This is a genomic window from Streptomyces viridochromogenes (genome assembly GCF_001270495.1).
GTDB lineage: Bacteria > Actinomycetota > Actinomycetes > Streptomycetales > Streptomycetaceae > Streptomyces > Streptomyces viridochromogenes_A.
Map to the genome: position 1 here is coordinate 160,269 of NZ_LGUR01000241.1, position 22,956 is coordinate 183,224.

A 22,956-nucleotide genomic window follows, 5' to 3' on the forward strand; every position below is an offset into this window, starting at 1 on the left:
ACCCGCGTCACGTGAGCTTCAGAGCAGGGAAGTTGGTCGGCGCCGCCGGGCTGACCCGCCTCGTCTGTCTCGTCGCCGTCCTCGCCACCGTCGGCCTGCTGCCCTGGCTCTCGCAGCGGGACCCGGCCCTCACCGTGCTGCGCGCCCGGTCGGCCGAGCAGGAGCCGACCGAGGAGGCGCTGTCCGCGATCCGCGAGGACCTCGGGCTGGACGCCGGTCCCCTCTCCCTGCTGGGGAAGTGGGCCTCGGACCTGCTGCGCGGCGACTTCGGCACCTCCTGGGTGTCCGGGACCGACGTCCTGCCGTCCGTCGTCGCCGGCCTCCAGGTGTCGCTGGCGCTGATGGGCGCGGCGCTCGGGGTGGCGGTCGTACTGGCCGCCGTCCTGGTGGCGCCCGTGCTGGTGCGGGGGCGCGGCTCGGCCGGTGCCTTCGCCGCCATGCTCGCCGCGATCCCCGAGTTCCTGCTGGCCACCGTCGTGCTCCTGGTGTGCGGGGTGTGGCTGGGCTGGCTGCCGACGGCGGGCTGGGCGGGCCCCGAGTATCTGGTGCTGCCCGCGCTGGCGCTCGGCGTCCCGGCGGGCGGCCTGCTCGGCCGGCTGGTCGCGGACGCGCTGCCCGCCGTCCTCGACGAGCGGTGGGTGGAGCTGTGGCGGGGCGCTGGAGTGCGCCGTACGACGATCTCGGCGGCCGCCCTCAAGCGCGTACTGCCGCCGCTGGTACCGCAGTTCGGGATGGTCGCCGTCGGCCTGACCGGCGGCGCGGTCGCGGTGGAGATGGTGTTCGCGGTGCCCGGCATCGGCCGTACGGCACTCGGCGCGGCCAAGTCGCAGGACCTGCCGCTGCTCCAGGGGGCGGTGCTGGCCCTGCTGCTGCTCGGCCTGGTCGCGGGCGCGGCGGCGGCGTTCACCCGGCGACGGCTGCTGGGTCCCGCGCTGCGTGACGCCGGGCTGACACTGCCCCCGGCACGTCCGGTCCGTACCCACCCTGCGATCCCGTTGACTCTGCTCACGCTCCTCGCCGTGACCATCGGCTGGGGCCTGCTGCGCGACCCGTACACCCTGCACACCGGGGCCCGCCTCGCCGCCCCCACCTGGACCCACCCGCTCGGCACCGACGCCCTCGGCCGCGACGTGCTGGCCCGGCTCGGCCACGGCGCCGCCTCGACCGTCGGCACGGCCGCCGCCATCTGTGTGCTGAGCCTGCTGGTCGCGCTCGCCCTGGGCTTCCTGCCCGGCATCGCGGCCGGCGCGGCCGACATCGCCAACGCCCTGCCCCCGGTGATCGTCGGCATCCTGGTCGCCGCGGCGGCCGGTCCCGGCACCGGCGGCGCCGCCCTCGCGGTCGCCCTGATCTCCTGGCCGGCCCTGGCCGCACACGCGGCGGCGCTGGTGCAGGAGGTGCGGGCGTCTGCGTTCCTGACCGCCCAACGGGCCATGGGCGCGACCCCGTTCTGGATCCTCACCCGGCACGTCCTGCCGTCCGTCGCCGCCCCGGTGGCCCGCCACGCCCTGCTCCGCCTGCCCGGCATCGCCCTCGCCCTGGCCTCCCTCGGCTTCCTGGGCCTGGGCGCCCAGCCGCCCGCCCCCGAGTGGGGCCTGCTGCTCGACGAGTCCCGCGCCTACGTCGAACGCGCCCCCTGGGCGGCCCTCGCCCCGGCGATCGCGCTCGCCCTGCTGGCGGGGCTGGCGGTGTCGGGGGCGGCGGCCGTACAGGGCCGGAGGGTACGGCGAAGCGCGCCGGCAGCGAAGAAGCCGTCGGTCAAGAGGCCGTCGGCGAAGAAGAGGAAGGAGTCCTCCGTTGCCGTCTGACGTGCTCCCCTCGTCCGATGCGCTGCTCTCGGTGCGCGATCTGCGGATCGCCTTCGACGGCATCGAGGTCGTGCGCGGCCTGTCCTTCGACGTCCGCCCGCGCGAGGCCCTCGCGATCGTCGGCGAGTCGGGCGCGGGCAAGTCCCTCACCGCCCGGGCGCTGCTGGGCATGCTGCCGCGGGGCGCGACCACGAGCGGCGCGATCGAGCCGGACCTGTCCGCCCACCGCGGCCGCCGGATCTCCCTCGTCCCGCAGGACGCCCTGTCCGCCCTCTCCCCCGTGCACCCGGTGGGCGACCAACTCGCCGCCGCCGTACGGTCGGTGGCCCGCGTCTCCGGCAAGGAGGCCCGGGCCCGGGCGGTCGCCGCGCTCGACCGGGTCGGCATCCCGGACGCCGCCCGCAAGGCACGGGCGTATCCGCACGAGTACTCCGGCGGCATGCGGCAGCGCGCCGTCATCGCCATGGCGACGATCAACGAACCCGACATCGTCGTCGCCGACGAGCCCACCACCGCCCTGGACGAGGAGCGCCGCGACCAGGTGCTGCGGGTCCTCGCCGAGCAGCGGGAGTCCGTGGGCGCCGCACTCGTCCTCGTCACCCACGACATGGACGTCGTACGGGACCACGCGGACCGCGTACTGGTCATGTACGCCGGACGCCTCACCGAACTCGGCCGGGCGGACGAGGTGCTGGCCCGCCCCCGGGCCCCGTACACGGCGGGCCTGCTGGCGTCCCTCCCCCAGCACGCACCCCCGGGCCGCCGCCTCCCCGCCCTGCGCGGCACCCCACCTGCCCCGGGCGCCCTCCCGACGGGCTGCGCCTTCACCCCGCGCTGCCCCCTCGCGGCGGACGCCTGCCGTAAGGAGGAACCGGAGCCGCAGGAGGTGGCGGGCCGCCTGGTGGCCTGCCACAGCTGGTCCGAACTCCCGCAGACGGCAACGGAGTTGTTCTATGAGTGACGCCCTGCTCGACGTTCGCGACCTCGTCGTCCGCTACGGCGACGTCATGGCCGTCGACCGCGTCTCCTTCGCCCTGGCCCCCGGCGAGACGCTCGCCCTCAACGGCCCCTCCGGCTGCGGCAAGTCCTCCACCGCCCTGGCGGTCCTCCAGCTGCGCCGCCCGGACGCCGGTGAAGTCCTCTTCGAGGGACGGGAGTTGACGACCCTCAACGAACGCGAACTACGCCCGCTGCGCCCGCGCATGCAGCCCGTCTTCCAGGATCCGTACGGATCACTGAGCCCCCGCCACCGCATCCGCGACGCGGTGGCGGAACCGCTGAAGGTGCAGGGGCGCTGGACCGCCGCCGACGGTCCGGCCCGGGTCGCCGAGCTCCTCGACCGGGTGGGCCTCGACCCGTCGTACGGCGACCGCCTCCCGGGCGAACTCTCCGGCGGTCAGTGCCAACGCGCCGGAATCGCCCGCGCGCTGGCCTCGGAGCCACGCCTGCTGGTCCTGGACGAACCGGTCTCGTCCCTCGACCCGTCGGTGCGCGCCGGCGTGCTGAACCTGCTCGCCGACCTCCAGAACGATCTCGGCCTCGGCTACCTGTTCATCTGCCACGACCGGGCGGTCGTACGGCATTTCGCGGACCGGACGATCGAGCTGCGCGACGGCCGCGTCATTTCCGGGTAGCGGCCTCGATCACCTGACGGAGCCCTTCGGTGAGCTGCTCCGCGGAGGGCGCGGACTTGGGGTCGAAGGTCCACTGGGCGATGAGCCCGGTCATCAGGGTCACATAGAACATGCCCAGGGTGTCCGCGGTCTCGTCCAGGACGTCCTCCTCCCGCCCGCCCATCAGCAACGGAATCAGGCCCCTCCCGGCCTCCCGCTGCGCCACCGCCAAGTGCTCGCGCACCTCGGGCAGTTGGTCGCCCATGACCACGATCTCCATACTGAGGTGCCACAGCGAACCGGGCTCGCGCATGGTGCCGATGATGTTCGACCACACCTCCCGGAACCGCTCGACCGAGCCGGGCTCGGCGCCGGCCCCGGCGGTCCCGTCGCCCTCGAAGGCGTCGCCCATCGCCTCGACCAGCGACACGTACGCCTGCGCCAGCAGCGCGCCCTTCGAGCCGTAGTGGTAGCCGATCGAGGCCAGGTTGGTCCCCGACTCCTTGACGATGTCGCGCGCCGTGGTGCGCGCGAAGCCCTTGGCCAGCAGGCAGCGCTTGGCGCCTTCGAGCAGATCCTCACGGTGTCCCATGGCGCCACCCTACTCCGGATCCATACACCCGTCCTATACGTTCGTTCTAGACAAGCGTTTAAGACGTGCGTACATTCACCGCCATGACAACGAACCCGACGAGCACCGCACCCCCGCTCCCGCCCGCCCGCGCCGGCCGCCGCGAATGGAGCGCACTCGGCGTCCTGATGCTGCCGCTGCTGCTGGTCTCCATGGACGTCTCGGTCCTCTACTTCGCGATCCCGGCGATCAGCGCGGACCTGGCGCCGAGCGGCACCCAGCAGCTGTGGATCTTCGACATCTACGGCTTCGTCCTGGCCGGCCTGCTGATGACGATGGGCTCGCTCGGCGACCGCATCGGCCACCGCCGCCTCCTGCTGATCGGCGCCGCCGCCTTCGGCACCGCCTCGCTCATGGCGGCGTACGCGAACAGCGCCGAGATCCTGATCGCGGCCCGCGCGGTCCTCGGCATCGGCGGCGCGACCCTGATGCCGGCGACGATGGCCATCCTGCGCACGATGTTCACCGATCCGGCGCAGCGCGCGAAGGCGATCGGCATGTGGTCCGGCGTGATGACGGCCGGGGTCGCGCTCGGTTCGGTGATGAGCGGGGTGCTGGTCGAGCACTTCTGGTGGGGCTCGGTCTTCCTGGTGAACCTGCCCGCGATGGCCCTGCTGCTGGTCCTCGGCCCGGTACTGCTCCCCGAGTCGAAGAGCCCCGAGCCCGGCCGCTTCGACCGGCTGAGCGTTCCGCTCTCGATGGCCGCGGTGCTTCCCGTGGTCTACGGCCTGAAGGAGATCCCGTCCGAGGGCTGGAACGTCCTCTACGTCGTCTCGATCACCGTCGGCCTGCTGTTCGCGGCCCTCTTCGTCCACCGCCAGCGCACGGCCGAGGCGCCGATGATCTCCCCGGCCCTGTTCCGCGGACGGGGCTTCGCCCCCTCCGTCGCCCTCAACCTCGTCTGCATGTTCGGCGTGATGGGCTCGTCCTACTTCACCACGCAGTACCTGCAGTCGGTGCTCGGCATGGGCGCGCTGGAGGCGGCCCTGTGGGCGCTGCTGCCGTCGGTGCCGATCGGCGCGGCGGGACCGGTCGCGACCCAGCTGGTGCAGAGGGGCGTCAACCGTGCCTACGTCGTCACCGGCGGCTTCGCGACCTCCGCGGCCGGTTTCGCGCTGCTGTCCCTCGCCGGTACGGACTCGTTGTGGCTGGTACTGACGGCGTGCGCGGTCATCGCCGTCGGAGGCGTCACGGTGATGTCCCAGATCATGGACCTGGCGATGGGCGCCGCCCCGGTGGAGCGGGCGGGCTCCGCGTCCTCCCTGCTGGAGACCGGCGCCGAGTTCGGCGGCGCCCTCGGCATGGCCGTCCTCGGCTCGATCGGTACGGCGGTCTACCGCCACGAGATCCCGGCCTCGGCACCGGACGCGGCGCACGAGACGCTCGGCGGAGCACTGGCGGTCGCCGATCAGGTCCCGGGCCTGGCCACCGTCGCGCGGGAGGCGTTCACCAGCGGGATGCAGGGTGCGGCGATCGCGGGGGCGGTCCTGCTCGCGGGGGCCGCGGTGCTGGCGGCGGTCACGCTGCGGCGGGTCGAGGTACGGGAGCAGCGCGCATGCGAAACGCCGGACGAGCCGAGTCACCTCAGCCCGTCCGGCGTTTGAGGACGAGGCCCGTTCAGGGCCGATGCGGGGCCCGGGGGCTGCCGCCCCCAGCCACGGCAACCTAGGCCAGGTTCACCGCACGAGCCGACGTGGCCCCGATCTCCTCGGCAACCTCGGTCAGCACCCCGGCGGGCACCGTGTCGTCGACGGTCAGGACGGCCAGCGCCTCACCACCGGCGACGGCACGCGAGACCTGCATGCCCGCGATGTTGATGCCCGCCTCGCCGAAGACCCGGCCGACCGTGCCGACGACACCCGGACGGTCCTCGTACTTCAGGACGACCATGTGGTCGGCGAGCGCGAGGTCCACGTCGTAGTCACCGACCGCGACGATCTTCTGGAGGTGCTTGGGGCCGGCCAGCGTGCCGGAGACCGACACCTCCTCGCCGTTGCCGAGCGTGCCGCGCACGGTGACGACGTTGCGGTGGTCGGCCGACTCCGAGCTGGTCGTCAGCCGCACCTCGACGCCGCGCTCCTGCGCGAACAGCGGGGCGTTGACGTACGACACCGTCTCGTCGACGACGTCCTCGAAGACACCCTTGAGGGCGCTGAGCTCCAGCACCTTCACATCGTGCTGGGTGATCTCGCCGTACACCTCGACGTCGAGGCGGACCGCGACCTCACCGGCGAGCGCCGTGAAGATACGGCCGAGGCGCTCGGCGAGCGGCAGGCCCGGCTTGACGTCCTCGGCGATGACGCCGCCCTGGACGTTCACCGCGTCGGGCACGAGCTCACCGGCGAGGGCGAGGCGCACCGAGCGGGCGACGGCGATACCGGCCTTCTCCTGCGCCTCGTCGGTGGAGGCACCGAGGTGCGGGGTGGCGACGACCTGGTCGAACTCGAAGAGCGGGGAGTCCGTGCAGGGCTCCTTCGCGTAGACGTCGAGGCCGGCACCGGCGACCCGGCCCTCCTTGAGGGCGGAGTACAGCGCCTCCTCGTCGACGATCCCGCCGCGCGCGGCGTTGACGATGCGCACGCTCGGCTTGACCTTGCGCAGCGCCTCGTCGCCGATGAGGCCGACGGTCTCGGGGGTCTTGGGCAGGTGGACGGTGATGAAGTCGGAGACCTCGAGCAGCTCGTCCAGCGACAGCACCTTCACGCCCATCTGGGCGGCGCGGGCGGGCTGGATGTAGGGGTCGTAGGCCACGACCTTCATGCCGAAGCCGGACATCCGCTGGGCGACCAGCGCACCGATGCGGCCCAGACCCACGACACCGAGGGTCTTCTCGGCGAGCTCGACGCCCGTGTACTTGCTGCGCTTCCACTCGCCGTTCTTCAGCGCGGCGTTGGCCTGCGGAATGTGGCGGGCGGTGGCGACGAGGAGACCGCAGGCCAGCTCGGCGGCGGTCACGATGTTCGAGGTGGGGGCGTTGACGACCATCACGCCGGCCTTGGTGGCGGCGGAGACGTCGACGTTGTCCAGGCCGACGCCGGCTCGCGCGACGACCTTCAGCTTGTTCGCGGCTGCGATCGCCTCGGCGTCGACCTTGGTGGCGGATCGGATCAGGATCGCGTCCACTTCGGCGATGGCCGGGAGCAGTTCGGCTCGGTCTGCTCCGTTGCAGTGGCGGATCTCGAAGTCGGGGCCAAGCGCGTCGACGGTGGCGGGCGACAGCTCTTCAGCGATGAGTACGACGGGTTTCGAGCTCACGTGAGTCCTCACATGTCCATTGCGGACGGCCGTCCCGACGGCCGCATGCGGTGGAGGGGGCTTGCCGCGTGGAAGACGCACGACGCTGTGGGCCTGACGCGTATGTAGTACGGCAGTGTAGTGCCGTGGCGGAGGTCGTCTTGCGCCTCTGCGGAAGGATCACCCGGACGAGAAACGCCATTTTGTAGGGGGTCTCCGTGCGATGTCCGGGGCAAAGCCCCGTGGCGGTACCCCCAGCCGAGGGTACCGCCACGGAAGAGAGGATCACGCCTCTTCGTCGACCCAGCTCATCAGCTTGCGCAGCTGCTTGCCGGTGGTCTCCAGCAGGTGCTCGGAGTCCGCGGTCTTGTATTCGTTGTACTTCTTCAGACCGCCGTGGTACTCGGCCATCCACTCACGGGCGAAGGTGCCGTCCTGGATCTCGGCGAGGACCTTCTTCATCTCGGCCTTGGTGGCGTCCGTGATGATCCGCGGGCCGGTGACGTAGTCGCCCCACTCGGCGGTCTCGGAGATCGACCAGCGCATCTTCTCCAGGCCGCCCTCGTACATGAGGTCCACGATCAGCTTCAGCTCGTGCAGGCACTCGAAGTACGCGATCTCCGGCTGGTAGCCGGCCTCGGTCAGCGTCTCGAAACCGGCCTTGACCAGCGCGGCCGTACCACCGCAGAGGACGGCCTGCTCACCGAACAGGTCGGTCTCGGTCTCCTCGGTGAAGGTCGTCTTGATGACGCCCGCGCGGGTGCCACCGATGCCCTTGGCGTACGACAGCGCGAGCGCGAAGGCGTTGCCGCTCGCGTCCTGCTCGACGGCCGCGATACACGGAACGCCGCGGCCCTCCTCGTACTGACGACGGACGAGGTGGCCCGGGCCCTTGGGGGCGACCATGCAGACGTCGACGTTGGCCGGCGGCTTGATGAAGTCGAAGCGGATGTTCAGGCCGTGGCCGAAGAACAGCGCGTCGCCGTCCTTGAGGTTGTCCTTGATGGACTCCTCGTACACCTGGGCCTGGATCGGGTCCGGCACCAGGATCATGATGACGTCGGCCTCGGCGGCGGCCTCGGACGGCGTCACCACGCGCAGGCCCTGCTCCTCGGCCTTGGCCTTGGACTTGGAGCCCTCGTGCAGACCGACACGCACGTCGACACCCGAGTCACGGAGCGACAGCGCGTGGGCGTGGCCCTGGCTGCCGTAACCGATGACCGCGACCTTGCGGCCCTGGATGATGGACAGGTCGGCGTCGGCGTCGTAGAACAGCTCGGCCACTTTGGGTTCTCTCCTTGTGTGCAGGTGTTGCGTCCCACCGTATGACGGCGGGGGGAAGGGAAGTTTCGGGGTCTCGCCATACGGGCGGAATCCGGACGGCCGGTGTCACCCGACCGTCCGAACCCGTCGCTATGCGGACCGGTCGAGCGCGCGCAGCGAGCGGTCCGTGATCGAGCGCGCGCCGCGTCCGATCGCGATCGTGCCGGACTGGACGAGCTCCTTGATGCCGAACGGCTCCAGCATCTTCAGCATGGCCTCCAGCTTGTCGCTGGAGCCGGTGGCCTCGATGGTGACGGCCTCCGGGGAGACGTCGACGGTCTTGGCGCGGAACAGCTGGACGATCTCAATGATCTGGGAGCGGGTCTCGTTGTCGGCGCGGACCTTCACCAGAACGAGTTCGCGCTGAACGGCGGAACCCGGCTCCAGCTCGACGATCTTCAGCACGTTGACGAGCTTGTTGAGCTGCTTCGTCACCTGCTCCAGCGGGAGGTCGGCGACGCTCACCACGATGGTGATGCGGGAGATGTCGGGGTGCTCGGTGACACCGACCGCTAGCGAGTCGATGTTGAAGCCGCGGCGGGAGAACAGGGCGGCGATCCGGGCGAGGATGCCCGGCGTGTTCTCCACCAGGACGGAGAGCGTGTGCTTGGACATGATCTTTTACGTCTCTCTCGCTCAGTCGTCTTCGTTGTCGCCGAAGTCGGGGCGGACGTCCCGGGCGGCCATGATCTCGTCGTTGGAGGTGCCGGCGGCGACCATCGGCCACACCATGGCGTCCTCGTGGACGATGAAGTCGATGACGACGGGGCGGTCGTTGATGGAGTTCGCCTCTTCGATGACCTTGTCGAGGTCCTCCGGCCGCTCGCAGCGGATCGCGTAGCAGCCCATGGCCTCCGACAGCTTCACGAAGTCGGGGACGCGGGTGCCGGCGCTCGGCTGCTTGCCGTCCGCCTCCGGGCCGCTGTGCAGCACGGTGTTGGAGTAGCGCTGGTTGTAGAAGAGGGTCTGCCACTGACGGACCATCCCGAGGGCGCCGTTGTTGATGATGGCGACCTTGATCGGGATGTTGTTCAGGGCGCAGGTGGTGAGCTCCTGGTTGGTCATCTGGAAGCAGCCGTCGCCGTCGATCGCCCAGACGGCCTTGTCCGGGGCTCCGGCCTTGGCGCCCATCGCGGCCGGGACCGCGTAGCCCATGGTTCCGGCGCCGCCGGAGTTCAGCCAGGTGGCGGGCCTGTCGTACTGGATGAAGTGCGCGGCCCACATCTGGTGCTGGCCGACGCCCGCCGCGAAGACCGTGCCCTCCGGGGCGAGTTGGCCGATGCGCTCGATGACCTGCTGCGGGGACAGCGAGCCGTCCTCGGGCTGGTCGTAGCCGAGCGGGTAGGTCTCGCGCCAGCGGGAGAGGTCCTTCCACCAGGCGCTGTAGTCGCCCTGGTGGCCCTCGGCGTGCTCCTTCTGGACCGCCTGGACCAGGTCGGCGATGACTTCGCGGGCGTCCCCGACGATCGGCACGTCGGCGGCGCGGTTCTTGCCGATCTCGGCCGGGTCGATGTCGGCGTGGACGATCTTGGCGTAAGGGGCGAAGCTGTCCAGCTTGCCGGTGACGCGGTCGTCGAAGCGGGCTCCGAGGGCGACGATCAGGTCGGCCTTCTGCAGCGCGGTGACGGCGGTGACCGCACCGTGCATGCCCGGCATTCCCACGTGCAGCGGGTGGCCGTCGGGGAATGCGCCGAGCGCCATCAGGGTGGTGGTGACGGGCGCTCCGGTGAGTTCGGCGAGGACCTTCAGCTCGGCGGTGGCGCCGGCCTTGATGACACCTCCGCCGACGTAGAGGACGGGCCGCTTGGCGGCCGTGATCAGCTTGGCGGCCTCGCGGATCTGCTTGGCGTGCGGCTTGGTGACGGGCCGGTAGCCGGGCAGGTCCATGGTGGGCGGCCAGGAGAAGGTGGTCTGCGCCTGGAGGGCGTCCTTGGCGATGTCGACCAGGACCGGGCCGGGGCGGCCGGTGGAGGCGATGTGGAACGCCTGCGCGATGATCCGCGGGATGTCCTCGGCCTTGGTGACCAGGAAGTTGTGCTTGGTGATCGGCATCGTGATGCCGACGATGTCCGCCTCCTGGAAGGCGTCCGTACCGATCGCCTTGGAGGCCACCTGCCCGGTGATCGCCACGAGCGGCACCGAGTCCATGTGGGCGTCCGCGATCGGCGTCACCAGGTTGGTCGCACCCGGGCCGGAGGTCGCCATGCACACGCCGACCCTGCCGGTGGCCTGCGCGTAACCGGTGGCGGCGTGACCGGCGCCCTGCTCGTGGCGGACCAGGACGTGGCGCACCCTGGTGGAGTCCATCAGCGGGTCGTACGCCGGGAGGATCGCACCGCCGGGAATGCCGAATACCGTGTCGGCGCCGACCTCCTCGAGCGAACGGATGAGGGACTGCGCACCCGTGACGCGCTCGGGGGCGGACTGGTGTCCTCCGGATCGGGGCCGCGGCTGCGGGTGATGGGCCCCGGTGGCCTGCTCGGTCATCGGCATTCTCTTCTCGATGCTGAGGGTTTTTGCGAGGTTTGAGCGGAGTTGCGGTGCTGCACGACTAGCGCCGGTGCAACAAAAAACCCCTCGTGCCAAAAGGCAAGCGAGGGGAGCGCGCCGGGTGTGGTCGCTGGGAGTTCCGGGTCTGTCCGGACGCCACCAGCTTCAGCCGACGCGCTTTCCAAGTACGAGAATTCGGGTGCGCATGGCACTGACCCTCTCCCCAGCGCACACCCACTGTCAAGTAGGTGGGACGGGAGTCTCATTATGTGAACGCAGGGCACTTCCGCCTCCCAGAACGGCGGGCACACCACTGGTGTACACCCCTGCACCCCTCCATGGCTCGTTCACCTCCGGGGCGCCACAGTCGGTGTCGAGGCCACGACCGTGCTCAGCCCTTCGGGCCTCCGCGCGCTCGCTCCATCGACACCGACGCGCCCCTGCGGCTCTCTCGCGCCACCCGCGAACGCGGGCTCCACCGGCCCGTGCGGCACCGGATAGCGGCCGGCACCGATCGCCCGGCGCAGCCGGTACTCGTCCAGCGGCCCGGAGAACGCCATGCCCTGCCCGTGCGTGCACCCCATCGCACGCAGGGCGACCACCTGTTCCGGCAGGTCCACGCCGTCGGCCACGGACTGGAGCCCGAGGTCGCCGGCGATCCGCAGCAGGCCGCTGGTGATCTTGTGCAGCCGCGCGGACTCCACGACTCCCTCGACCAGACCGCGGTCGATTCTGAGGACGTCGACGGGGAGCCGGCGCAGGGCCGTGATCGCCGCGTAACCGCTGCCGAAACCGTCCAGGGCGATCCGGACGCCGAGTCTGCGCAGGCCGCTCAGCCGGCGCTCCAGTTCGTCCAGTGAGACGCGTGGGTCGAGATCGGACAGCTCGATGGTCAGCGACCCGGGCGGCAGCCCGTGCCGGGTCAGCAGCGCCTCGATCGAGCCGAGCGGCATCGACCGGTCCAGCAGGCGGCGCGCGCCCATCCGTACGGCGACGGGTACGGCGAGCCCGGTCGCGGTGCGCTCGGCGGCCTGCTCGACGGCCTCCTCCAGCATCCAGCGGCTCAGCTCGGCGGTCTTGTCGCTGTCCTCTGCCACCCGCAGGAACTCGGCGGGCGTGAACAGCACCCCTTGCGAGGACCGCCAGCGCGCCTGGGTGGCGACCGATGCGATCCGGCCGTTCTCCAGACACACCACCGGCTGGTGCAGCAGCGCGAACTCTCCGTCGTGCAGCGCGGCCCGCAGACGCGTGGCCAGCTCCGCCTTGCGTACGACGTCCTGCTGCATCTGCGGCTTGTAGAGCTCGACGCGGCCCTTGCCTCCCGCCTTGGCGCGGTACATGGCCAGGTCGGCGTTGCGCAGCAGCTCCCCCGCACCGAGGCCCGGTTCGGCGAAGGCGACGCCGATGGAGGCGTTGACACGGACATCGTTGCCGTCGATGAGGTACGGCTGCGACAGCGTCATCCTGAGGCGGTCGGCGAGCTCCAGGATGTGCCGTTCGCGTGCGGTGCGGTCCCGGGTGGTGTCCCCGGCGATCAGCGCCGCGAACTCGTCGCCGCCCAGCCGGGACGCGGTGTCCCCGCCCCGGACGGCGTCCTGGAGTCTGCGGGCGGCCTGGACGAGCAGTTCGTCCCCGGCCTGGTGCCCGATCGTGTCGTTGACGCCCTTGAAGCCGTCGAGGTCGATGAAGAGAACGGCCGTGTTGCGCAGGGCGGGGCCCCGGTCGGAGGCGCGGCGGCCGGACAGGGCCTGCTGGACCCGCTGGGTGAACAGCGCGCGGTTGGGCAGGTCGGTGAGCGGGTCGTGCTCGGCGTTGTGCTGGAGCTGCGCCTGCAGGCGCACTCTTTCGGTCACGTCCCGGCTGTTGAAGATGAGGCCGCCGTGGTGCCGGTTGACGGTCGATTCGACGTTGAGCCAGCCGTCGTCGCCGGACCGGAAGCGGCATTCGATGCGCGTAGTGGGTTCCTCAAGTGGGCTGGCGGCGAGGAAGCGGCGCACCTCGTGCACCACGCAGCCCAGATCCTCCGGGTGGATGAGATTGGCCAGTTCCGAACCCACCAGCTCCTCGGCGGAGCGGCCGTAGACCCCGGCGGCGGCCGGGGAGACGTACCGGAGGATGCCGTTGGGCGCGGCGATCATGATGACGTCGCTGGAGCCCTGCACCAGGGAGCGGAAGTGGTTCTCCTTCTGCGCCAGTTCCTGGGTGAGGGTGATGTTGTCGAGCAGCATGATGCCCTGGCGCATCACGAGGGCGAGCACGACCGTGCCCCCCGTGATCAGCACCACGCGGTCGACGCTGCGGCCGTTGAGGACGTTGTAGAGGATCCCCAGTGTGCAGACGGCGGCGGCGAGGTACGGCGTGAGCGCGGCCAGGGAGCCGGCGATCGGCCGGGTGACCGGATACCGGAAGTGATCACTTCCCTGAGCGGATGCCGTGTGGTGATGGCTGCCGCCGCGCTGCCCGGGCACGTGCTCGTGCACCACGCGCGTGTGCCCGGCTCCGTCGTGCCGCTCGCTGTCGCCGTTCCTCGGCGTGGCCCACGGGGCGTACGCCAGGAGCAGCGAGCCGGCGAACCAGCCCGCGTCGAGCAGCTGGCCGGAGCGGTAGCTGTTGTGCAGCAGCGGCGAGGTGAACAGGGCGTCGCACATCACGGTCAGGGCGAGTGCGCCGATCGCTGTGTTCACCGCGGTGCGGTTCGCCGACGAGCGGCGGAAGTGCAGCGCGAGCACCATGCTGACCAGGGCGATGTCGAGCAACGGGTAGGCGAGCGAGAGCGCGGTGTGCGCGACGCTCTCGCCGCCACCGGAGTCGATCTTGGCTGCCTGGGCGAGGGCGAGGCTCCACGCCAGCGTCAGCAGCGAACCGCCGATCAGCCAGGCGTCCAGTCCGAGGCAGACCCAGCCGGCCTTGGTCACCGGACGCTTGGCGAGCACCAGGAGTCCCACGATGGCGGGCGGCGCGAAGCACAGGAAGAACCCGTCGGCGTAGGAGGGGCTGGGCACGGGCCGCTGGAGGACGACCTCGTACCACCCCCAGACCAGGTTTCCGAGGGCGGCCATCGCGGAGGAGAGGGCGAACAGCAGCCAGGCGGGTCGAAAGCGGATACGTCGGCTACGGGCGTATCGGAAGCAGGACACGGCGGCGGCGCCGGCCGCGGCTGCCAGCCCGAAGTCGCCCATGATCAGCGCGACTTGGTTCGAACCCCAGCCGAGCGCGGAACCGACGGCGTATCCCGCGCACACCAGGGCCAGAACGAGTTGCGGGACCAGGCCCGTGCCGCCCCCGAAGGACGAGGGACGGGGCAGTGTCGCCGCCGATGAGGGCTGTGCCCGCAGCCCCGCGTCGAGCGTGCTCGTGGAGGGCGGAGGCGAGCTCACCGAGGCCTCCCGGTCCGCGCCGCTCGCGGGTCCCGGTGCGCCGAGTGCGCATGCCGCCTGCGGCTGCTGTGCCTGCGATGGCTGTGAGTGTGCCGGCAACCGAGGGTGCCGGGCCGACCGCGTCTGCGCGCGGCCGTTCGCCAGGGTCGCCGCCGACGGCCCCGCCGCGTCGGATCGCTCGTCCATAGGCCGTGCATCGCCCGTCGCCCCCCTCACAAATCTGAAATATCCATCCCAGGCGCCGAACAGTGCGCGGCGCAGCCCCTGTCGGGACGATACACCAGTCTCGTCACTCAGGGACATAGCACCTCTACGCTCCGTGACGACCAGCGCATATGCGAGTACAGACCGCTTCCGGAAGGTTGCGGACGGTACTCGAAGCGGATTTCGGGCCTGTTGCGCGCGGCGCGCGCGACACCCGCGCGCTGCTCACCTCATGAGCGTCACGCGTCTGTCGCGCCCGTCGTAAGGATCACGTTGCGCAGGGGCTCCCGGTTCACGAAACGAGTCAACTGGTCCACCAGGAGCCGTTTGGCGCGTGGCAGGAACGCGGAAGTCGGCCCACCCACGTGCGGGCTGATCAGCACGCCCGGCGCACGCCACAGGGGGTGTTCCCGGGGCAGTGGTTCGGGGTCGGTCACGTCCAGGGCCGCGGTGATGCGCCCGGTCTCCAGCTCGGCCAGCAGCGCCTTGGTGTCCACCACGGGGCCGCGGGCGACGTTGACCAGCAGCGCGCCGTCCTTCATCCGGGCGAGGAAGTCGGCGTCGACCAGGTGCCGGGTGGCATCCGTCAGGGGCGTGGAGAGGATGACGACATCCGCTTCCGGGAGCAGGGCGGACAGTTCGGTGAGCGGATGCACGGGTCCGCGCGCCGTGGTGCGCTCAGAGCGCGCGACGCGCGCCACCCGCGCGAGTTCAAAGGGTGCGAGCCGGTCCTCGATGGCGGCGCCGATCGAGCCGTATCCCACGATGAGGACGTTCCTGTCGGCGAGCGCGGGCCGGAATCCGCCCAGCCACTCCCCCCTGTCCTGGGCGCGCACGAAGTCGGGGATGCCTCGCAACGAGGCGAGGATCAGCGTGAGCGTGAGCTCACCGGTGCTCGCCTCGTGCACCCCGCGCGCGTTGCACAGCCGCACGCCCGGACGCAGGTGCTTGAGCCCCGGCTCCACGTGGTCGATGCCGGCGGAAAGCGTCTGCACGACCTGTACGGAACTCATCTCCGGCAACGGACGCTGCCCGAGCGCGGGCGCCTTCATGTACGGGACGACGTAGAAGGCGCACTCGGCCGGGTCGGCCGGAAACTCCTCGGCGCCGTTCCAGTAGCGGTAGTCGGGGCCCGCGGGAAGGCCCTCGATCTCGTCCGGCGGGATGGGGAGCCACACGTCAGCAGTCATGCACTGGAGGCTAGGGCCTTCCCGGCGGGTCAGGCCGGTCAGGGGCGCCCGGTCGCGCTGCCCGGCCGGAGAAGGACGTGATCCCCCGGAAACCCCTTGGTCGGGCGAACAGGTGTGCAGAGGTTAGGTTGGGGTGCCGGAAGAGGGAGGGTTACGGCCAGGTGGAGCGCAGGACGATCGGCGCGGCGGCACTCGCGGTGGGAGCCGTCGGGCTCGGGTGCATGCCGATGAGCTGGGCCTACAGCTCGTCGCGGCAGCGGGGCGAGGAGTCGGTCAGGGCGGTGCACCGGGCGCTCGATCTGGGCTCGACGCTGCTGGACACGGCCGACATGTACGGCCCGTTCACCAACGAGCTGCTGGTGGGGCGGGTGTTGAAGGAGCGCCGCCAGGACGCGTTCGTGTCGACGAAGGTCGGCCTGCTGGTCGGCGAACAGCACATCGTGGCCAACGGCCGACCCGGCTACGTGAAGCGGGCCTGCGACGCCTCTCTGCGCCGGCTACAGACGGACGTGATCGACCTCTACCAACTGCACCGCGCGGACCCCGAAGTCCCCGTCGAGGAGACCTGGGGCGCGATGGCGGAGCTCGTCCAGGCGGGAAAGGTACGGGCGTTGGGGCTGTGCGCGGTGGGCGCGCGGGGTGGCCGCCGCTCGGGAACCCGGCTGCACGACTCGACGATCCGTCAGCTGCTGCGGGTGCAGCAGGTCTTCCCGGTGAGCGCCGTGCAGGCGGAGCTGTCGGTGTGGTCGCCGGAGGCGCTGGAGACGCTGCTGCCGTGGTGCGCGGCGCGCGGCGTCGCCTTCCTGGCGGCGATGCCCCTGGGCAACGGCTTCCTGACCGGCACCCTGACTCCCGGTCAGGGCTTCGAACCGGACGACGTCCGCGCCCGGCACCCGCGCTTCACCGCGGAGATGATGGCGGCCAACCAGCCGATAGTGGCCGGCCTGCGCCGCATCGCGACCCGCCACGGCGACGGGGTCACGCCCGCGCAGGTCGCGCTGGCGTGGGTACTGGCCCAGGGACGGCACGTGGTCCCGGTCCCCGGGACCAAGCAGGAGCGCTGGGTGACCGAGAACACCCGGGCCGGGGACCTGCGGCTGACGACGGAGGATCTGGCGGAGGTGGCGGAGCTGCCGAGGGCGTTGGGGTCCTGGGACTGACATCGCGGGGACCCCTGACGACGGAGGACCCGGCACGGGGTGGCAACGTCCGTCCCGGGTGGCCGGATCCCGACCCGCCGCACCGCCCCCGGGATCAGTGACGCGCCACGGGACGATGGTGATTCAAGATTCATGGATCGGGAACCTGTGAGGCGCGAGCGGTGTAAGAAAAGTAGAACCCGCCGCGTCGAAGGGACCGTGATCGTGCAACGTCGAGTTGTGACGGCCGTAATGGCCGCGGCCGCACTTCTGCTGACGGCCGGATGTTCCTCCGACGACGGGGGATCACCGGGCGACGGCGGAGCAGCGGCACCGAGCAGTACCACGGGGTCGTCGCCCACCGGGCGGGCTGTCGAGGAGACCCCGCCGGCGCAGGGCACCGTCAAGGTGGTGCGCACGGTCGCCGAGGGCCTGAACACCCCCTGGGGCCTGGCCCCGCTCCCCGACGGCGATCTGCTCGTCTCCTCCCGCGACGACGGCACGATCACGCGGATCGACGGGGAGAGCGGCAAGAAGACCGAGGTGGGCGAGGTGCCCGGGGTGTCACCGGCGGGCGAGGGCGGCCTCATGGGCCTGGCACTGTCGCCGGACTACGCCTCGGACCACATGGTCTACGCATACTTCACCTCGGCCTCGGACAACCGCATCGTCCGCATGCTGTACGACGAGCAGCGGCCGTCCGGCGAGCAGTTGGGCGCGCCCGACACGATCTTCAAGGGCATCCCCAAGGGCTTCATCCACAACGGAGGCCGGATCGCCTTCGGCCCGGACAAGATGCTGTACGCGGGCACGGGCGAGAGCGGTGACACGGGCCTGTCCCAGGACAAGGAGTCCCTGGGCGGCAAGATCCTCCGCCTGACGCCGGAGGGTGAACCGGCTCCCGGCAACCCCTTCACCGACTCCCCGGTGTACACATACGGCCACCGCAACGTCCAGGGTCTGGCCTGGGACTCCAAACAGCGCCTGTTCGCGGCGGAGTTCGGCCAGGACACCTGGGACGAGCTGAACGCGATCAAGCCGGGCGACAACTACGGCTGGCCGGAGGCGGAGGGCAAGTCCGACGACGCCAAGTACCACAACCCGCTGGCGCAGTGGGGCACGGACGACGCCTCGCCCAGCGGCATCGCCTACGCCGAGGGCTCGGTCTGGATGGCGGGTCTGAAGGGCCAGCGTCTGTGGCGCGTCCCCCTCAACGGGACCGAGGCGTCGGCGGACCCTCAGGCCTTCCTGGAGGGCGAGTACGGCCGGTTGCGGACGGTCGTGCCGGCCGGCGGCGACAAGCTGTGGGTGACGACGAGCAACACCGACGGTCGGGGCAGCCCGAAGGACGGGGACGACCGGATTCTGGAGGTGCAGGTGAGCTGAGCCGGGCGGGGTTCTCGGGCTCCCGGGTCATCGGGCTCCCGGGCCCTCACTCCTTCCCGTCGGCGTCCCCTTCACCCTCATCGTCCTCATCGTCTGCCTCCCTGACCGACGGATCAGGCATCCGTACGACGACCTTCCCGGACGCGAGATCTATCGGCCCGCGTACGGGGTCGTTGTCCCCGACGTCCTCGCGGGTCAGTTCCAGACGGTTCTGTTCGTCGCGGGTGTGCTTACGGCCGGGCGCGAAGAGTTCCTCGAAAGCGTTGAACACGCAACCTCCTCCGGACCGACGTCCCTTACAGCGTAAACCTCGGGCTCACGCCCCCGACCTGAAAGTTTCGGCCGCGAACAACCTCATCCGATGCGCCACCGCCGCTGCCTCGCCCCGCCCTGAGACGCCGAGCTTCCCCAGGATGTTCGAGACATGGACGCTGGCCGTCTTCGGGGAGATGAAGAGCTCCTCGGCTATCTGGCGGTTGGTGCGGCCTGCCGAGACCAGGCGGAGGACGTCGCGCTCGCGGGTGGTGAGGCCGAGGGAGTCGGCCGGGTCGGTCGGAGGCAGGGGCGGGGCTGTCGTGAGGGTCAGACGGGCTCGCTGGGCCAGGCGGGTCGCGGCGTCGACGAGCGGGCGGGCGCCCAGGTGGGTGGCGGCGGCCCGGGACAGGCGGAGCAGTTCCGTGGCGCGGGCGCGCTCGTCGTCGCCGCCGATCGCAAGCAGCGCCTCGGCCAGGCGGTGGCGGACCTGAGCGAGGTCGTAGGGCCGCTCCAGGGCTTCGAAGGCGGTAACCACGTCCGACCAGGTGTCGGGCTGCAGGGCACGGTTCTCGGCCCGGTCGATTTCGGCTCGGGTCCACTTCTCGTACGCCAGCCACAGCGGCGCGCCGGTGGTGAGCTTCCGAACGGCGTCGAAGAGCCGTTCCAGGAAGGCGGCACGACCCTGCTGCGCTGCGGGCAGTGCGTGGGCGCGGGCGTCGGACTCGGCGACGGCGGCGGCCAGCAGCAGCGGCCACGCGTAGCGCTGGGTGCCGGGCGGGAAACCGACGCTCATGGCCCGGTCGGCCTCCGCGCGGGCGTCGAGGATGCGGCCCTCGGCGGCGGCTATGCCCAGGGCGAGGCGGGTCATCGGCAGGTTGTTCTGCGGCATGGGGTCGTGGGTGCCGTAGGCGGCGCGGGCGGTGGCCAGGTGGCGGGCGGCTTCGGTGATCTCTCCGCGGGCGAGCGCGAGCTGGGCGAGCTTGTTGGAGCCGCCGCCGCGCGGTTTCGCCGACTGTCCCATCCGCTGGGCGTGTGCCGCGGCCTCGGCGGCCTCGTCCCATCGGCCCAGGGAGAGCAGTGACTGGGCGAGGTTCGTCCAGACCCAGGCTTCGGAGTCGCACAGGCCCCATTCCTGGGTGAGCCGCAGGCCCTCGCGCAGGATGCCGACGGCGTCCTCGGAGCGGCCGACGCCTTCGAGGGCGCACGGCAGGTTCACATGGCTGCGGCCCACGACCGAGGTCAGGCCGCGGGCCACTACCTCGCTCCTGACCTCGTACATCTGGGCCAGCCCGGCCTCCATGTGCCCGGCTTCGACCATGAGGCCGCCGAGCGTGAGGCGCGCGTTCAGTTCGATGTCCTCGGCGCCCACCATGCGCGCGTACTCGACGGCCCGCTCGGCGGCCGACATGGCGTCGGGGCCGGGGTCGCGGAGCATCGACCAGTTGGCCGCGGTGGCCAGCACCTCGGCGTGCACCTCGGACGGCGGCAGTCCGCGGACCAGTTCCTGCGCGGTCTCCAACTCCTTCCAGCCGTCGCCGCGGGCCTGCGCCTGGACCAGCCGGGAGCGCTGGACCCAGAACCAGGCGGCGCGCTGAGGGTCGCCGTCCTCCTCCAGCAGGTGCAGGGCCCGCTTGGTGATCTTCAGGGCGCGTTCGCGCTCCCCGCACAGCCGTCCGGCGACGGCGGCCTCGGCCATCAGATCGAGGTAGCGCAGGGGTGTGGTGGCGGGGTCGCAGCCGCAGGGAGGATAGACCTCGGTGTAGTCGACGGGGCGCAGAGTGGCCCGTATGTCCTCGGGGGCGGCGTCCCACAACTCCATCGCGCGTTCCAGCAGCCGTAGTCGCTCCGTGTGGGCGTGCCGGCGGCGGGCGCTGACGGAGGCGTCCAGGACGGCGGGGAGGGCCTTGGCGGGGTCGTGGGCGTGGTACCAGTAGCTGGCCAGCCGCGTGACCCGTTCGCCGGCCGGGACGAGCGTCGGGTCGGCCTCCAGGGCTTCGGCGTAGCGGCGGTTGAGGCGGGAGCGCTCGCCGGGCAGCAGGTCGTCGCCGACGGCCTCGCGGACCAGGGAGTGGCGGAAACGGTAGCCGTCGCCGCCGGGCGCGGCGGTGAGGATGTTGGCGTTGACGGCGGCCCGCAGCGCCTCGATGAGGTCGTCCTCGGCGAGTTGGGCGACGGCCGCGAGCAGTCGGTACTCGACGGTGGAGCCGCCCTCGGCGACGATCCGGGCGACCCGCTGGGTGGCCTCGGGCAGCCCCTCCACCCGTACGAGGAGCAGGTCGCGCAGGGTGTCGGTGAGACCGGTGCGGCAGCCCTCGTGGGCGGCGACGGCGAGTTCCTCGACGAAGAAGGCGTTGCCGTCGGAGCGTTCGAAGATCTCGTCGACCTGGTCCGGGTCGGGTTCGGTGGCGAGGATGCCGGCGATCTGACGGCCGACCTCGGCGCGGTTGAAGCGGCCGAGTTCGATCCGGCGGACCGTGCGCAGCCGGTCGAGTTCGGCGAGGAGGGGGCGCAGGGGGTGGCGGCGGTGGATGTCGTCGGAGCGGTAGGTGGCCAGGACGACGAGGCGGCCGGTGCGCAGGGTGCGGAAGAGGTAGGCAAGGAGGTGACGGGTGGAGGCGTCGGCCCAGTGCAGGTCCTCCAGGGCGACGACGACCGTGCGGCCGGCGGCGACGCGCTCCAGGAGGCGGGCGGTGAGTTCGAAGAGGCGGGCCATGCCCTCCTCGTCGGAACGGTCCGCCCCGCGGGCCGGCGTCGTCTCGCCCAACTCGGGCAGCAGCCGGGCCAGTTCCTCCTCCTGGCCCGCTGCGGCGGCGGCCAGCTCTTCGGGCAGCTCGCGGCGCAGGGCGCGCAACGCGGTGGAGAACGGGGCGAACGGCAGCCCGTCGGCGCCGATCTCGACGCAGCCGCCGAGCACGACGACGGCGCCCTCACGGGCGGCGGCGGTGGCGAACTCCTCGACGAGGCGGGTCTTGCCGACGCCGGCCTCACCGCCGATCACCAACGCCTGCGGGTCGCCTGCGGCGGCTCGGGCGAAGGTGTCGTGCAGCGTCTCCAGCTCGGTTGCTCGACCGACGAACACGGGGCTTACGGACCTGCTCTCCACGGGGGCGAGCATCGCACGCGGCACCGACACTCCGGCACCGGTTTTCGCTGCCTGGCTCCGCTTCGGCGTTGCCGTCGGCCTGGGGCTGCCGCCCCCAGGCCCCCGCTTCGGCCCCGAAAGGGCCTCGTCCTCAAACGCCGGACGGGCTGGTTGCTGCCGACCGGCCTCAACCAGCGCCGCCGTGCCCCCCGCTTTCACGCGGCACGCGGATGCCGATGCCGGCGCAGCCAGGACGTATGCACCTCCTTCTCCGCCGCCCCCGCGGCGGAGCGTGCCGCGCGGCGGCCGCGGAGCACCTCGCGGGCCAGGCGCTCGTGTTCGGCCTGGCGGATCAGTTCGGCGGAGCGGATGTCGTGGAGTTCGTAGCCGTGCATGGCAGGACCCTCGTTTTCCCTGGTGAGAGGTTGGTTTCGGCGTCGTTCGACCGATGCCTCAAGCTTCGTCCGCCAGGGGGTCCGCCACATCGGGAGAGTTCCGCATCTTCGGCGGTGCGGGGGGCCTTAGACGCGCGTGAGGGGCCTCAGAGCGCCGTCCGGTGTTACTTACGGCGGCCCTGAGGCCCCTCAGGTCCTGCGGTGATTCAGCTCACTGACGGCAGGCCGACCAGTACGTCGGTGTACTTGAGAACGGCCAGGAGCAGGCCGATGACGCCCAGGGAGACGCCGCCCCAGGCGACCGACTTGATCCACGCGGCCTGCGGCCGGCCGGGCGCCCCGAAGGCGGGCCGGGCGAGCACGACGACGCCGACGATCAGCGCGGCGAGGGCGAAGGCGCCGGCCCACAGGGCGGTGGCGTTCCAGGCGTCCCCGTAGCCCTGCTCCAGCAGCTTGGAGACGTTCTGGGACGACGACGTCGAGGACTCCAGCTGGGCGACGAGGGACTGCCGCGCGGCGGCGACCGTACCGAGCCAGCCGCCGGACAGGGAGACGAGGCCGAGTGCCGCGGAGACGACCGCGCCCGCGCCCTGGCCGACGCCGGAGGGCGCCGCTTCCGTCGCCTCGGCGGCCACCTCCTCCTCGATCTCGTCGGTCTCCGTCGCCTCGTCGGCGTCGGTGGAGTCAATGGTGTCGGTCGCCTTGACGACGTCCACCTTCTCCTCGTCGGTCTTCGTCTCGGTGCCGGATCCGGCGCCGGTCTCGTCCACTGTCTTCGTTCCCATGCCTCGCACCGTACGGACGCTGTCTGAGAAGTCTCTTAATGATC

The 22,956-nt window shown here is 71.4% G+C and carries 17 protein-coding genes; 6 read left to right on the top strand and 11 right to left on the bottom strand.

Annotated features, from left to right (window positions below; genetic code table 11):
• Positions 1-11 precede the first annotated feature (11 nt).
• The 3 genes from ADK36_RS38225 to ADK36_RS38235 are packed head-to-tail and all read left to right on the top strand — an operon-like array spanning position 12 to position 3,442.
• Positions 12-1,808 carry an ABC transporter permease subunit gene (locus tag ADK36_RS38225; RefSeq protein ID WP_048580588.1) on the top strand — a complete coding sequence of 599 codons (1,797 nt, stop codon included), beginning with the start codon at positions 12-14 and terminating at the stop codon, positions 1,806-1,808.
• Positions 1,798-2,769: an ABC transporter ATP-binding protein gene (locus ADK36_RS38230; RefSeq protein WP_234330034.1), complete on the top strand. Its 972-nt coding sequence runs from the start codon at positions 1,798-1,800 to the stop codon at positions 2,767-2,769. The genes ADK36_RS38225 and ADK36_RS38230 overlap by 11 nt, the downstream gene beginning before the upstream one ends.
• Complete coding sequence (locus tag ADK36_RS38235) at positions 2,762-3,442, top strand: ATP-binding cassette domain-containing protein (RefSeq protein ID WP_048580586.1); 681 nt, start codon at positions 2,762-2,764, stop codon at positions 3,440-3,442. The genes ADK36_RS38230 and ADK36_RS38235 overlap by 8 nt, the downstream gene beginning before the upstream one ends.
• Here ADK36_RS38235 and ADK36_RS38240 read toward each other — a convergent pair.
• Positions 3,429-4,013 (bottom strand): TetR/AcrR family transcriptional regulator, encoded by a 585-nt coding sequence (locus ADK36_RS38240; protein ID WP_048580585.1) that lies wholly within the window; start codon positions 4,011-4,013, stop codon positions 3,429-3,431. The two genes, ADK36_RS38235 and ADK36_RS38240, sit on opposite strands and share 14 nt — an antisense overlap.
• 83 nt (positions 4,014-4,096) lie before the next feature.
• Here ADK36_RS38240 and ADK36_RS38245 point away from each other — a divergent pair, with 83 nt between their 5' ends.
• Positions 4,097-5,656: an MFS transporter gene (locus tag ADK36_RS38245; protein WP_048580584.1), complete on the top strand. Its 1,560-nt coding sequence runs from the start codon at positions 4,097-4,099 to the stop codon at positions 5,654-5,656.
• A 61-nt stretch (positions 5,657-5,717) separates the two neighbouring features.
• Here ADK36_RS38245 and serA read toward each other — a convergent pair whose 3' ends face one another.
• The 6 genes from serA to ADK36_RS38275 all read right to left on the bottom strand — a co-directional run bounded on the left by serA (position 5,718) and on the right by ADK36_RS38275 (position 15,870).
• Positions 5,718-7,307, bottom strand: a complete 1,590-nt coding sequence (gene serA / locus ADK36_RS38250; protein ID WP_048580583.1) for a phosphoglycerate dehydrogenase — start codon at positions 7,305-7,307, stop codon at positions 5,718-5,720.
• Between the two features lie 264 nt (positions 7,308-7,571).
• Entirely contained in the window at positions 7,572-8,570 is a 999-nt protein-coding gene (ilvC, locus tag ADK36_RS38255; RefSeq protein WP_048580582.1) for a ketol-acid reductoisomerase, read from the bottom strand.
• A gap of 129 nt (positions 8,571-8,699) precedes the next feature.
• Complete coding sequence (gene ilvN / locus ADK36_RS38260; RefSeq protein WP_030051183.1) at positions 8,700-9,224, bottom strand: acetolactate synthase small subunit; 525 nt, start codon at positions 9,222-9,224, stop codon at positions 8,700-8,702.
• 21 nt (positions 9,225-9,245) lie between these two features.
• Complete coding sequence (locus tag ADK36_RS38265; protein WP_048580581.1) at positions 9,246-11,102, bottom strand: acetolactate synthase large subunit; 1,857 nt, start codon at positions 11,100-11,102, stop codon at positions 9,246-9,248.
• Between the two features lie 344 nt (positions 11,103-11,446).
• Positions 11,447-14,476, bottom strand: a complete 3,030-nt coding sequence (locus ADK36_RS38270) for a putative bifunctional diguanylate cyclase/phosphodiesterase (protein WP_053200861.1) — start codon at positions 14,474-14,476, stop codon at positions 11,447-11,449.
• Positions 14,477-14,919: 443 nt separating this feature from the next.
• Complete coding sequence (locus ADK36_RS38275; RefSeq protein WP_053200862.1) at positions 14,920-15,870, bottom strand: 2-hydroxyacid dehydrogenase; 951 nt, start codon at positions 15,868-15,870, stop codon at positions 14,920-14,922.
• A 161-nt stretch (positions 15,871-16,031) separates the two neighbouring features.
• On the opposite strand from ADK36_RS38275, the gene ADK36_RS38280 reads away from it, so the two are divergent.
• Together ADK36_RS38280 and ADK36_RS38285 are read left to right on the top strand one after the other, a co-directional pair.
• Positions 16,032-17,030, top strand: a complete 999-nt coding sequence (locus tag ADK36_RS38280; RefSeq protein WP_053200864.1) for an aldo/keto reductase — start codon at positions 16,032-16,034, stop codon at positions 17,028-17,030.
• 231 nt (positions 17,031-17,261) lie between these two features.
• The gene (locus ADK36_RS38285) at positions 17,262-18,395 is read left to right on the top strand and encodes a PQQ-dependent sugar dehydrogenase (RefSeq protein ID WP_234330038.1); all 1,134 of its coding nucleotides are present in this window, start codon (positions 17,262-17,264) and stop codon (positions 18,393-18,395) included.
• A gap of 46 nt (positions 18,396-18,441) precedes the next feature.
• Here the strand turns inward: ADK36_RS38285 and ADK36_RS38290 are convergent, their stop codons facing one another.
• The 4 genes from ADK36_RS38290 to ADK36_RS38305 all read right to left on the bottom strand — a co-directional run bounded on the left by ADK36_RS38290 (position 18,442) and on the right by ADK36_RS38305 (position 22,912).
• Positions 18,442-18,666 carry a DUF6191 domain-containing protein gene (locus ADK36_RS38290; protein ID WP_048580576.1) on the bottom strand — a complete coding sequence of 75 codons (225 nt, stop codon included), beginning with the start codon at positions 18,664-18,666 and terminating at the stop codon, positions 18,442-18,444.
• A 45-nt stretch (positions 18,667-18,711) separates the two neighbouring features.
• Positions 18,712-21,765 carry a helix-turn-helix transcriptional regulator gene (locus ADK36_RS38295; RefSeq protein ID WP_053200867.1) on the bottom strand — a complete coding sequence of 1,018 codons (3,054 nt, stop codon included), beginning with the start codon at positions 21,763-21,765 and terminating at the stop codon, positions 18,712-18,714.
• 182 nt (positions 21,766-21,947) lie between these two features.
• A complete protein-coding gene (locus ADK36_RS38300) occupies positions 21,948-22,127 on the bottom strand; it encodes a hypothetical protein (protein ID WP_053200869.1) in 180 nt (59 codons plus the stop codon).
• A gap of 206 nt (positions 22,128-22,333) precedes the next feature.
• Entirely contained in the window at positions 22,334-22,912 is a 579-nt protein-coding gene (locus tag ADK36_RS38305) for a hypothetical protein (protein WP_048580573.1), read from the bottom strand.
• Between the last annotated feature and the right edge of the window lie 44 nt (positions 22,913-22,956).

What these genes read in the sequence shown, in the direction of transcription:
- ADK36_RS38305 (WP_048580573.1), bottom strand. Translation starts at nt 22,912, where the DNA reads ATGGGAACGAAGACAGTGGACGAGACCGGCGCCGGATCCGGCACCGAG.
- ADK36_RS38285 (WP_234330038.1), top strand. Translation starts at nt 17,262, where the DNA reads ATGGCCGCGGCCGCACTTCTGCTGACGGCCGGATGTTCCTCCGACGAC.
- ilvN (WP_030051183.1), bottom strand. Translation starts at nt 9,224, where the DNA reads ATGTCCAAGCACACGCTCTCCGTCCTGGTGGAGAACACGCCGGGCATC.
- ADK36_RS38300 (WP_053200869.1), bottom strand. Translation starts at nt 22,127, where the DNA reads ATGCACGGCTACGAACTCCACGACATCCGCTCCGCCGAACTGATCCGC.
- ADK36_RS38265 (WP_048580581.1), bottom strand. Translation starts at nt 11,102, where the DNA reads ATGCCGATGACCGAGCAGGCCACCGGGGCCCATCACCCGCAGCCGCGG.
- ADK36_RS38295 (WP_053200867.1), bottom strand. Translation starts at nt 21,765, where the DNA reads ATGCTCGCCCCCGTGGAGAGCAGGTCCGTAAGCCCCGTGTTCGTCGGT.
- ADK36_RS38245 (WP_048580584.1), top strand. Translation starts at nt 4,097, where the DNA reads ATGACAACGAACCCGACGAGCACCGCACCCCCGCTCCCGCCCGCCCGC.
- ADK36_RS38275 (WP_053200862.1), bottom strand. Translation starts at nt 15,870, where the DNA reads ATGACTGCTGACGTGTGGCTCCCCATCCCGCCGGACGAGATCGAGGGC.
- ADK36_RS38240 (WP_048580585.1), bottom strand. Translation starts at nt 4,013, where the DNA reads ATGGGACACCGTGAGGATCTGCTCGAAGGCGCCAAGCGCTGCCTGCTG.
- ADK36_RS38235 (WP_048580586.1), top strand. Translation starts at nt 2,762, where the DNA reads ATGAGTGACGCCCTGCTCGACGTTCGCGACCTCGTCGTCCGCTACGGC.